Source organism: uncultured Frigoribacterium sp. (assembly GCF_963515265.1).
Taxonomy (GTDB): domain Bacteria; phylum Actinomycetota; class Actinomycetes; order Actinomycetales; family Microbacteriaceae; genus Frigoribacterium.
Window position 1 is genome coordinate 1 of record NZ_CAUPYL010000091.1, and the last position, 9,988, is coordinate 9,988.

At 73.7% G+C, this 9,988-nt stretch carries 9 protein-coding genes and 1 pseudogene; 6 read left to right on the top strand and 4 right to left on the bottom strand.

All coding sequences use genetic code 11. The features are described from left to right. Positions 1–190: 190 nt before the first annotated feature. Positions 191–910, bottom strand: a complete 720-nt coding sequence (locus RWM17_RS08835) for a metal-dependent transcriptional regulator (RefSeq protein ID WP_314102805.1) — start codon at positions 908–910, stop codon at positions 191–193. A 314-nt stretch (positions 911–1,224) separates the two neighbouring features. Next, a pseudogene (locus tag RWM17_RS08840) lies at positions 1,225–2,723 on the bottom strand (FGGY family carbohydrate kinase); the annotation flags it as partial. A gap of 146 nt (positions 2,724–2,869) precedes the next feature. Here RWM17_RS08840 and RWM17_RS08845 point away from each other — a divergent pair. Then, positions 2,870–4,156 carry an adenylosuccinate synthase gene (locus tag RWM17_RS08845; protein WP_314102806.1) on the top strand — a complete coding sequence of 429 codons (1,287 nt, stop codon included), beginning with the start codon at positions 2,870–2,872 and terminating at the stop codon, positions 4,154–4,156. 232 nt (positions 4,157–4,388) lie between these two features. Here RWM17_RS08845 and RWM17_RS08850 read toward each other — a convergent pair whose 3' ends face one another. After that, positions 4,389–4,997 carry a maleylpyruvate isomerase family mycothiol-dependent enzyme gene (locus tag RWM17_RS08850; RefSeq protein ID WP_314102807.1) on the bottom strand — a complete coding sequence of 203 codons (609 nt, stop codon included), beginning with the start codon at positions 4,995–4,997 and terminating at the stop codon, positions 4,389–4,391. Between the two features lie 36 nt (positions 4,998–5,033). Between RWM17_RS08850 and RWM17_RS08855 the strand changes: the two genes are divergently transcribed. The 4 genes from RWM17_RS08855 (at position 5,034) to RWM17_RS08870 (ending at position 7,701) form a co-directional block, all read left to right on the top strand. Next, complete coding sequence (locus RWM17_RS08855) at positions 5,034–5,666, top strand: GNAT family protein (protein WP_314102809.1); 633 nt, start codon at positions 5,034–5,036, stop codon at positions 5,664–5,666. 25 nt (positions 5,667–5,691) lie between these two features. Then, the gene (locus RWM17_RS08860; RefSeq protein WP_314102819.1) at positions 5,692–6,111 is read left to right on the top strand and encodes an organic hydroperoxide resistance protein; all 420 of its coding nucleotides are present in this window, start codon (positions 5,692–5,694) and stop codon (positions 6,109–6,111) included. Positions 6,112–6,208: 97 nt separating this feature from the next. Further along, positions 6,209–6,574: a chorismate mutase gene (locus RWM17_RS08865; protein WP_314102812.1), complete on the top strand. Its 366-nt coding sequence runs from the start codon at positions 6,209–6,211 to the stop codon at positions 6,572–6,574. Continuing rightward, on the top strand, positions 6,571–7,701 hold the full coding sequence (locus RWM17_RS08870; protein ID WP_314102813.1) for a beta-propeller fold lactonase family protein: 1,131 nt from the start codon (positions 6,571–6,573) through the stop codon (positions 7,699–7,701). The genes RWM17_RS08865 and RWM17_RS08870 overlap by 4 nt, the downstream gene beginning before the upstream one ends. Before the next feature lie 188 nt (positions 7,702–7,889). Here the strand turns inward: RWM17_RS08870 and RWM17_RS08875 are convergent, their stop codons facing one another. Further along, a complete protein-coding gene (locus tag RWM17_RS08875) occupies positions 7,890–8,474 on the bottom strand; it encodes a TetR/AcrR family transcriptional regulator (RefSeq protein WP_314102815.1) in 585 nt (194 codons plus the stop codon). 88 nt (positions 8,475–8,562) lie between these two features. Between RWM17_RS08875 and RWM17_RS08880 the strand changes: the two genes are divergently transcribed. After that, a partial coding sequence (locus RWM17_RS08880) for an MFS transporter (RefSeq protein WP_314102817.1) occupies positions 8,563–9,988 on the top strand: 1,426 nt, incomplete at its 3' end.

The window sequence follows — 9,988 nt, forward strand, 5'->3', positions numbered from 1 at the left end:
CCTGACCCGGCCCGCGCGTCCTGACCCGGCCCGCGCGTCCTGACCCGGCCCGCGCCTCCTGACCCGGCTCGCGCCTCCTGACCCGGCTCGCGACACCGCCGAGTGAACGGAACACCGCGCTGGTGGGCGGTGTCCGCTTCACCCGGCGGTGTTCGACGATGCGGCGACGTGGCGCACGTGCGCCGAGGACTCAGGAGGCGGTGGCCGCCGCCGCGTGCCCGTGCTCGTCCCGCGTCGCCCACACGGCGACAGCGGCGGGCCCGGCGAGGTCGACCGTGCCGTCGTCGAGCTCGACCCGCAGCGACCCCGCGTAGTCGCGGCGCTCGGCCACCCGGACGTGCGCGCCGACCCGCAGCTGCAGCGACCCCAGGTACCGCAGCAGCTCGGGCTCGTCGTCCGAGACGCGGACGACGTGGCCGCACTCGCCCTCGACGAACTCCTGCAGGGTGTGGGCCTCGGGCCGCACGACGGTGCCGTCGGCCCGGGGGATCGGGTCGCCGTGCGGGTCGGCTGTCGGCCGCCCCAGCTCGACGTCGAACGCCTCGAGCAGGCGGTCGCTGACGGCGTGCTCGAGCACCTCGGCCTCGTCGTGCACCTCGTCCCACGCGTAGCCGAGCCGCTCGACGAGGTACGTCTCGATCAGGCGGTGGCGGCGCACCATGCCGACGGCCACGTTCCGGCCGAGCTCGCTGAGCGCGATGCTGCGGTACGGCGTGTAGTCGATGAACCCGTCGCGCTCGAGCTTGCGGAGGTTGCCCGACACCGTCGACGCGCCCACCCCGAGCGTCGCCGCGATCTCGTTGGTCGTGATGCCGGGGGAGCCCTCGGCCGCCCACTCCTCGGCCTTCCAGATGACCTTGAGGTAGTCCTCGGTCATCGTCGAGCGGGTGGGTCCCGGTTCCGGTGGCATGCCCCCGATCCTAGGTCCCGCCTCCTGCGCCCCCTCTCTTGCGCGTCCCGTCCGTCGAGGGCGGGTCATCGCGCTCGAGGGCGGGTCGCCGCTGACCCGCCGTCGGCCACGCTGACCCGCCCTCGGCCACGTCGACCCGCCCTCGGCCGATCGCAGCGCTGAGCGCTCAGCGCGCCAGCAAGCTCAGCGCGCCAGCCCGCTCAGCGCGGCAGCGACCCCAGCGCCTGCGCCGCGCGGTACCGCTCGCCGATCGCGGGCACGAGGTCCGGCTCCGAGGAGGCGCGGGTCGACACGGCCCACCCCGGTCGTGTCCCCGAGAGGGCCCAGGCCGCCTGCCGTGCCGCCCCGTCGGCGACATACTCGCCCGGCGCGGGCACCGTGACCGGCACGTCGAGCACCTGGGCCGCGACGGCCTGCACGGCCGGGTTCAGCGCGCCGCCGCCGATCAGCAGCACGCGCCGCACCTCCACCCCCTGGTCACGCACGGCGGCGGCACCGTCGGCGAGGGCCGAGAGCATGCCCTCGACGGCGGCGCGGGCGAGGTTCTCGCGGGTGGTCGAGGCGAGCGTCAGCCCCGAGAGCGTGGCTGTCGCGTCGGGCAGGTCGGGGGTGCGCTCGCCCTCGAAGTACGGCACGAGCGAGACGCCGCCGGAGCCCGGCTCCGCGGCGAGCGCCAGCCGCGCGAACTCGTCGTGGTCGACGCCGAGCAACGTGCCGATCGACGACAGCACGCGGGCCGCGTTGAGGGTGGCGACGAGCGGCAGGAACCCGCCGGCGGCATCGGCGAAGCCGGCCACCGTGCCGGTGCCGTCCGAGGTGGGTGCATCCGTGACGGCGAAGGCCGTCCCGCTGGTGCCGATGCTGATGACGAGGTCGCCGACCCCGGCGTCCAGCCCGAGGGCCGCGCCGGCGTTGTCGCCGGCGCCGGCCCCGACGAGGACCCCCTCAGGGACGGTCCCTGGTGGGGGGGTTGGCCGGCCGGGTGGGTGCTGTTGGGTTTGTGGGGGCCCCCCCCCCGGGCCGCCCCCCGGGGCCCCGCGCGGGGGGGGCCGCCGGCGCCGGCCCCGACGAGGACCCCCTCAGGGACGGGCCCGTGAGCGACCGTCGTGCCGGCCGCCTCCGCCGGTCCCAGCACGCGCGGCAGCACGACGGCCGAGGCGTCGTCGCCGTCGCCGTCGCCGCCGGCGACGCGACCCGGGCGGCCGAGCGCCCGCTCGAAGATCTCGAGGTCGTACGCCTCGTCGCCGGGGCTCCAGTACGAGGTGCCGCTGGCGTCGCTGCGGTCGGTGACGAGCTCGTCGAGGTCGGGTCCCAGGGGAGAGGAGGCGTGGGTCCCGTACCCGAGGAGCCGCCAGGTCAGCCAGTCGTGCGGCAGCGCGACCGCGGCGACGCGCGCCGCGGCCTCGGGCTCGGCGTCGCGCAGCCAGCGCAGCTTGGTGGCCGTGAAGGAGGCGACGGGCACCGAGCCCGTCCGTCGCGCCCACTCCTCGGCCCCGAGCTCGGCGGTCAGGTCGCGAGCCGCCCCGGCGCTGCGGGTGTCGTTCCAGAGCAGGGCGTCGCGCACGACCGCGCCGTCGGAGTCGAGCACGACCATCCCGTGCTGCTGCCCGGCGACCGAGATCGCGGCGACGTCGTCGAGGCCGCCGGCCGCGTCGATCGCCTCGACCAGGGCGTCCCACCAGGCGTCGGGCGGCACCTCGGTGCCCTCCGGGTGCCGGGCGGTGCCCTGGCGCACCAGTTCTCCGGTGACGGTGTCGCGGATCACGACCTTGCAACTCTGGGTCGAGGAGTCGACCCCGGCGACGAGACTCATGGCCGTAGTTTGTCGTATCGCGCAACGAATTCCTAGAGCGGTGCGTGACGGGCGTGCCGCGCCTCCTCGTCGGTAGACTCAAGTGCACCTGACACGGTGCACGCGTGCCTCACCCAGGTGCGATCGCCGACCGCGAGGAGACGACCATGCCCGCAGTAGTCATCATCGGAGCCCAGTGGGGCGACGAAGGCAAGGGCAAGGCCACCGACCTGCTCGGCAGCCGCATCGACTACGTCGTCAAGTTCAACGGCGGCAACAACGCAGGCCACACGGTCGTCATCGGCGACCAGAAGTACGCCCTGCACCTGCTGCCCTCGGGCATCCTGTCGCCCGGCGTCACGCCGGTCATCGGCAACGGCGTCGTCATCGACATCGAGGTGCTCTTCGACGAGCTCGACGCGCTGATCGCCCGCGGCGTCGACGTCTCGAAGCTCAAGGTCAGCGCCAACGCGCACGTCATCACGCACTACCACCGCACCCTCGACAAGGTGACCGAGCGGTTCCTCGGCAAGCGCCAGATCGGCACGACCGGTCGCGGCATCGGCCCGACCTACGCCGACAAGATCAACCGCGTCGGCATCCGCGTGCAGGACATCTTCGACGAGGGCATCCTGCGCCAGAAGGTCGAGGCGGCCCTCGACCAGAAGAACCACCTGCTCGTCAAGATCTACAACCGCCGCGCGATCGAGGCCGACGAGATCGTCGAGTCGCTGCTCTCGTACGCCGAGCGGCTGAAGCCGATGGTGGCCGACACGGCACTCGAGATCCACCAGGCCCTCGAGGCCGACAAGACCGTCCTCTTCGAGGCCGGCCAGGCGACCATGCTCGACGTCGACCACGGCACGTACCCGTTCGTCACGTCGTCGTCCGCGACCGCAGGAGGCGCCTCCACCGGCTCCGGCATCGGCCCCGGCCGCATCCAGCGCGTCATCGGCATCGTCAAGGCGTACACGACCCGTGTCGGGGCAGGTCCGTTCCCGACCGAGCTGTTCGACGCCTCCGGCGAGTTCCTCCGCGCCAACGGCTTCGAGTTCGGCACGACCACGGGCCGTCCGCGTCGCTGCGGCTGGTACGACGCCCCGATCGCGCGCTACTCGGCGCGCATCAACGGCGTGACCGACTTCGTGCTCACGAAGCTCGACGTGCTCACGGGCCTCGAGACGATCCCGGTCTGCGTCGCCTACGACGTCGACGGGGTGCGTCACGACGAGGTGCCGGTGTCGCAGAGCGACTTCCACCACGCCGTGCCGATCTACGAGGAGTTCCCCGGCTGGACCGAGGACATCACCGGGGCCCGCGAGTTCGGCGACCTCCCGGCGGCCGCACAGGACTACGTCCTCGCCGTCGAGGCCATGAGCGGCGCCCGCATCTCGGCGATCGGGGTCGGCCCCGGCCGCGAGGCCGTCGTCGTCCGCCACGACCTCCTCGCCTGACCCGCCGTCTCCGGCACGACCTCCTCACCTGATCCGCTCCGCCCGGGCTTCGGTTCCGGGCCCGGGTCCGGCTCGCGCTCTCCTCATTCAGGAACGTGAGTCCTGAGTTCGCAAAACTCAGGACTCCCGCTCCTGCCCGGTGCACGTTTCAGGAACCCGCACGCGCATGTTCCTGAATCACGCAGTCGGGCCCGCGACTCGACCGGAGGCAGCCGAGGAGGCGCCGCCCGCCTCAGACGACGCTGAACCCGTCCCCGAGGCGGCCGCGTCCCGTCAGCGCGAGCAGCACCTCCTCGCCGTGCCCCTGCATCGTCGCGGTCCGGGCGGCGAGCGCCGCGGTGTCGGCGACCGCGGCAGTCGGCAGCGTGTGGGCCAGCCCGGTCGCCCGCGACAGGTCAATCGTGTGCACGACGAGCTCGAACACGCGGGTCCGCAGGTACTCGCCGAGCGGGATGCCCATGCCGCCGAGCGACACGATCCGGTTCGAGGGGGCCCGGTCGAGGGCGCCGCGCGACTCGACGAGCGCCTCGGCGACCCGGGCGGCCGGGTCGTCGCCGAGCCACCGGCCGGCCTCGACGCCTCGGGCGTGCACGCCGTCCGCGTCGGTGAACTGCGAGGCGTACGCCGAGTACCAGGCCTCGGCCGACGGGATGGTCACGTCGCTCGGCTCGTCCAGGCCGAGGTAGGTCGACACCGTGAGCACCGCCCGGGAGGTGTGGCCCGCCAGGTCGCGGACGGTCCAGCGCCCGAGGCCGGGCGCGTCCCACTGCTCGGGGCGGACTCGCGACAGGAGGTCGACGAACGACTCGGCCGACCGGCCGAAGGTGCGGGGTGTGGTCACGCTGACATCTTGCTCCGCCGCTGCGAGGATCGACGCATGACCGTGCTCGGACCGTTGCCCTTCGTCCCCCTCGTCGGCCGTCTCGTCACGGTCGTCCCGCTCCGTCACGACGACCTGCCCGAGCTCCACGGCGCGATCGGCAGGCCCGAGGTCTTCGCCGGGGGCTGGGGCGGCGGCGCGGCGGCCTACCGTGACGACTACGACGAGTGGGCCGAGTTCCTGCGCGGCTACCTGCCCTGGGGCGAGGGGCTCGTCTGGGGCGTCCGCCGCACGGTCCCGACCGGCGAGGGGCCCGGCGAGCTCGTCGGCACCACCACCGTCGGCCTCGTCGACCTCCGCTGCGAGAGCGCCCACGTCGGCTGGACCGCCTACGCCCCCGAGGTGTGGGGCACCGGCGTCAACGTCGAGACGAAGCTGCTCGTGCTGGGGTCGCTCTTCGACCACGGTCTCGGGCGTGTCCAGATCCAGGCCGACGCCCTGAACGAGCGGTCTCGAGCGGCGATCACGCGGCTCGGCGCGACCTTCGAGGGCGTCCACCGCCGCACGCAGCCGCGGGCCGACGGCTCGTGGCGCGACACGGCCGTCTACTCCGTCCTCGCCGACGAGTGGCCGAGCGTCCGGGATGGTCTCATGCGGCGTCTGGAGACTGTTCAGCAACCGTCCAGATGAGGGGTCGACTGTTGCTCTCATGACTTTGGAGATCGCTTACACCGCCATCGCCCACGCCACCGGCGGGGGCCGTGACGGCCACGTCCGCAGCGAGGACGACCGCCTCGACTTCGACACCCGTCCGCCCAAGGAGCTCGGCGGCTCCGGCGAGGGCACCAACCCCGAGCAGCTCTTCGCCGCGGGCTACGCGGCCTGCTTCCTCAGCGCGATGCACAGCATCGCCAAGAAGCTCGACGTCGACACGAGCGACAGCTCGGTCAGTGCGAGCGTCGGCATCGGCGGCAACGGCGAGGGCGGCTTCGGCCTCGCCGTCGAGCTCGACATCTACACGCCGAACGTCCCGGCCGACCGTCGCCAGGAGCTCGCCGACGCCGCGCACCACGTGTGCCCTTACTCGAACGCCACCCGCGGCAACGTCGAGGTCACGCTGACCCTCGTCGACTGACGCAGCAGCACATCAGCACAGCAGCACAGCAGCAGCGAAGGAGGCGCGTCCCGCGCCGCCCCGGCCCGGCTCCGGGGTGCCCCGATAGGGTCGGGACATGGCACTCGACAGTCCCCTCGGCGCGGACAGCCCCCTCACGACCGACGACCGCGAGGCGATCGACGAGCTCTCGAGCATCCGTCAGAGCATCGACAACATCGACGCGGCGCTCGTGCACCTGCTCGCCGAGCGCTTCAAGTTCACGCAGTCGGTGGGGCACCTCAAGGCGGCGGCGGGCATGCCCGCCAGCGACCCCGAGCGTGAGCGCGTGCAGATCCAGCGCCTCCGGCAGCTCGCAGAGGAGTCGCGCCTCGACCCGGCCTTCGCCGAGAAGTTCCTCGGGTTCATCGTCGGCGAGGTCATCCAGCACCACCAGCGCATCGCGAACGACGCCGCCGGGTCCTCGTCCGAGGGTCGGGCGTGACCGACGCGGCAGCCGGGCTCGAGGCGGCGGCCGCCCGCGAGTCGCCCGCCGGGCACGACGGGGCAGCCGGGCACGACCCCGCGCCTGAGGCCGAGTTCCCCACCGTCGACGCGGGCTCGCCCCAGCGCCTCTACGTCGGCTCGTACACCGCCTCCAGCGGCGGCTCCGGGGCAGGCATCACCGTGCTCGAGCGCACCGCGCCGGGCCAGCCCTGGCAGTCGGTGCAGACCGTCGAGGCCGACGACCCCTCGTTCCTGGTCGCGACCGAGGGCGCGCTGCACGCGGTGTCCGAGACGACGGAGGGGCGGGTCCTGTCCTACACGGTCTCCGCCGGTCGCCTGGTGGCCGCGTCGAGCGCCGCCTCGGGCGGGGCCGCACCGTGCCACGTGCTGTTCGACCCCGCGTCCGGTGCGCTGGTCGTCACGAACTACGTCGGCGGGACGGTCTCCGTCCTCTCCGGCGACCCCTCGCTCACGAGCCGGGTCGCGCACACCGTCGCGCTGCCCGTCGGGCACGGCCCGGTGCAGGAGCGCCAGGAGCGCCCGCACGCCCACCAGGCCTCGACCACCCCGTGGGGCACGCTGCTGGTCAGCGACCTCGGGACCGATCGTCTGGTCGAGGTCGTCGTCGACCCCGTCACCCTCGTGCCCGAGATCGTCGGCGTGCACCTGCTGCCCGCCGGGGCCGGCCCGCGTCACGTCGCGTGGCTGGGCGATCGCCTCGTCGTCGCCGGTGAGCTGGACGCCCGGCTGCACGTGCTCCGGCGCGTCGGCGAGAAGCTGGTCGTCGACCACTCGGTCGAGGTCTTCGAGGGCTCGTCCTCGGCGTCCGGGGTCTTCCCCTCGCACCTCGACGTGGACGGCGGCCGCGTCTACGTCGCCACCCGCGGGCGGGACAGCATCAGCGTCCTCGCGCCCGGCGGCGACGGCCGCCTCGAGCTCGTCGGCGAGGCTCCCTGCGGCGGCACCTGGCCGCGGCACTTCGCGATCACGCCCGGTGTCCTGTACGTCGCGAACCAGGGCTCGGACACGGTCGCCGTGCTGCCGCTCGACCCCGAGACGGGCGTCCCCGGCGAGCCCCTCGACGTCTTCACGCTCGGCAGCCCCGCCTGCATCCTCCCCGCCTGACCGGCCCCGCTCGCCCCGCCTGACCCGCCCCGCTCGCCCGCGCCTGCCCCGTCGCGTCTGCAAATGCCGACCGCCGGCGCAGTTCGGCCCCCTCAGTACCCGGATATCCCGCTACAGCAGCCCCGCCGGTCGGCATGTGCGGCCACGCACGCACCGCGGGCGCCAGGGTGCAGCTGCGCGGACGCTCCTCAGCGCGCGAGGCTGCGCAGCAGCGCGACGACCTCGTCGACCGAGGCCCGCCCGCGACGTGACGCGTCCGAGGCGCCCGGCGCACTCGACGCGACCGACGCCTCCTCGAACTGTGCGGGCGTGAAGTAGAGCCCGTCCGAGACGAGGCACACGAGGCTGGCGACGGCGGGGTCGCCCACCTCGTCGAGCACGACGCGGTACCAGCGGTCCTGCATGGCCGTGAGCGCGGAGACGGCCTGCGGCCAGCGTCCGCTCGCGCCGAGGCCGGCGACGGCGGTGATGCACCGGTCGAGCGGATCGTCCTCGGGGATGGCCGACCGCGAGGAGGTGCGGATGAAGTAGTCGACGACCCCGTCGGCGGCCGAGGTCATCCGTGCCACGTCGTCGTCGAGCAGCGCCTCGAGGCGGGCGACGAGCCCGTCGACCAGCGCTTCGCGCGAGGGGAAGTGGTAGAGCAGCCCGCCCTTCGAGACGTCCGCGGCGGCGGCGACGGCGTCGAAGGTGGCACTCCGCTCGCCGGTCTCGACGACGAGGTGCTCGAAGGAGTCGAGCATCTTCTCTCGGGCTGACGGACGCGGGCTCATCCTGTTACTGTACCGTCTGGACGGTCAAGCTGTACCGTCCGGACGGTACAGCACGCCCCGCACGCCCACCACGACCATCGAGAGACCCATGAGCACCCGCGACGACCGCCGCACCCCCGCCACGACGCCCCCGACGAAGAACGCCCCGACGACCCCCACGACGACACGCACCCCCGCGCCCGCCCGGGCCGGCGCCCGTCAGTGGGCCGCCCTCGTCGTCCTGATGCTGCCGGTCCTCCTCGTCTCCGTCGACAACACGGTGCTCAGCTTCGCGCTCCCCGAGATCTCGACCGCGCTGCAGCCCTCTGCGGCCGCGCAGCTCTGGATCGTCGACGTCTACTCCCTCGTCCTCGCCGGCCTGCTCGTCGCGATGGGCTCGCTCGGCGACCGCTTCGGCCGCAGACGCCTCCTCCTGATCGGGGCCAGCGGCTTCGCCGCCGTCTCGGTCGTCGCCGCCTTCGCCCCCACCGCCGAGGCGCTGATCGCCGCCCGCGCCGTGCTCGGCTTCTTCGGCGCGATGATCATGCCCGCCACGCTCTCGCTGCTGCGCAGCACCTTCACCGACCGCGACCAGCGCCGCCTCGCCATCGCGATCTGGGCGAGCGGCTTCGCGGCCGGCTCCGCCCTCGGCCCGATCGTCGGGGGAGTGCTCCTCGAGCACTTCGCCTGGGGCTCGATCTTCCTCATCGCCGTCCCGGTGCTGCTGCCCCTGCTCGTGGCCGCGCCGATCCTCGTCGTCGAGAGCCGAGACCCCGCCCCGGGCCCGTTCGACCTCGTGTCGGTCCTGCTCTCCCTGCTCGCGATGGCGCCGGTCGTCGCGGCGATCAAGCAGCTCGCCACGCACGGCCCCGGCCTCGACGTGCTCGCCCTCGCCGTCGTCGGCCTCACGGCGGGCTGGCTGTTCGTCCGTCGTCAGCTGCGGCGTCCGCGCCCGCTGCTCGACGTGCGGCTGTTCACGAACCCGGTGTTCGCGGGCTCGATCGTCGTGAACCTGCTGGCCATCACCTCCCTGGTGGGCTTCCTCTTCTTCACGACGCAGCACCTGCAGCTCGTCGTGGGCCTCCGCCCGCTGCACGCGGCGCTCACCCTGCTGCCCGGCCTCGTCGTCATGGTGCTGTCCGGGCTGGCGGTCGTGCCGCTCGTCCGCCGGGTCGCGCCGCGCAGCATCGTCGCGGTCGGCCTGGGCGCCGCGGCCGTCGCCTACGGAGCCGTGTGGCTGTCCGGCGCCGACGCCCCGGTGTGGGTGTTCGTCGTCAGCTTCGCCCTCGTCGGCCTCGGGGTGGGAGCGGCCGAGACGATCTCGAACGACCTGATCATCGCCGCGGTCCCCGCCGACCGCGCAGGAGCCGCCTCCGCGGTCTCCGAGACCGCCTACGAGGTCGGGGCGGTGCTGGGCACGGCCGTGCTCGGCAGCATGCTCACGGCGATCTACCGCGGGGCGCTCGTGGTGCCCGGCACGGTTCCCGCCGACGCCGCGGCGGCCGCCCGCGAGACCCTCGGCGGCGCCGTGGCCG